This window comes from Micrococcus sp. LASM2_SD2, assembly GCF_057364565.1.
Window position 1 is genome coordinate 1 of sequence record NZ_JBNFOB010000477.1, and the last position, 607, is coordinate 607.

General features: G+C 76.3%; 1 pseudogene. It reads right to left on the reverse strand.

From position 1 onward, the window contains the following. Window positions 1-581, reverse strand: a pseudogene (locus AC2W7A_RS13200) (malto-oligosyltrehalose synthase); the annotation flags it as partial. Between the last annotated feature and the right edge of the window lie 26 nt (window positions 582-607).

Below are 607 nucleotides of genomic sequence, written 5' to 3' on the forward strand. Positions count from 1 at the left end.
GCGGCGGTGAGCACGGGGCCGACCGGCAGGTCCCCGGCGTCGATCCGCTCCAGCAGTGCACTGCGGCGGTCCCAGGCCACCGGGCGGCGGTTGTCCGGGTCCACGAGGCTGGGCGTCGGCAGCTCGGTCCCCTGGTAGACATCCGGGACGCCGGGGCCGGTGAGCTGCAGCAGCTTCTGCGCCAGCTGCACGGCCTGGCCGGCGGCGGCGATGCGGTCCGCGAAGCCCTGCAGCACCGCACGGGTCCGCGAGTCGGCGGCGCAGGCGTCGTCCATGGCCCGACCGAGCCGGTCCTCGTACTCCTCGTCCTGCGCGGTCCAGGTGGTGTGCAGGCCGGCCTCCCTGGCTGCCTTGAGGGCGAAGTCCCGCAGGCGCTGCGGCTCCGGGGCGGTCCCGTCCACGGGCCAGACGCCCAGCACGGACTCCCAGACCAGGCGGGCGAAGTCCGGGTCCTGCAGCGGGTGCAGCCCGTCCAGCTCGGCCAGGGCGGCGGCCCAGTCCTGCCCGCACTCGGCGAGCGCCATGATGCGGGCACGGGTGTCCTCGCCGCGCTTGGTGTCGTGCGTGCTCAGGGCGGTCATCGCGTGCGGCCAGGCGGCGGCGCGGC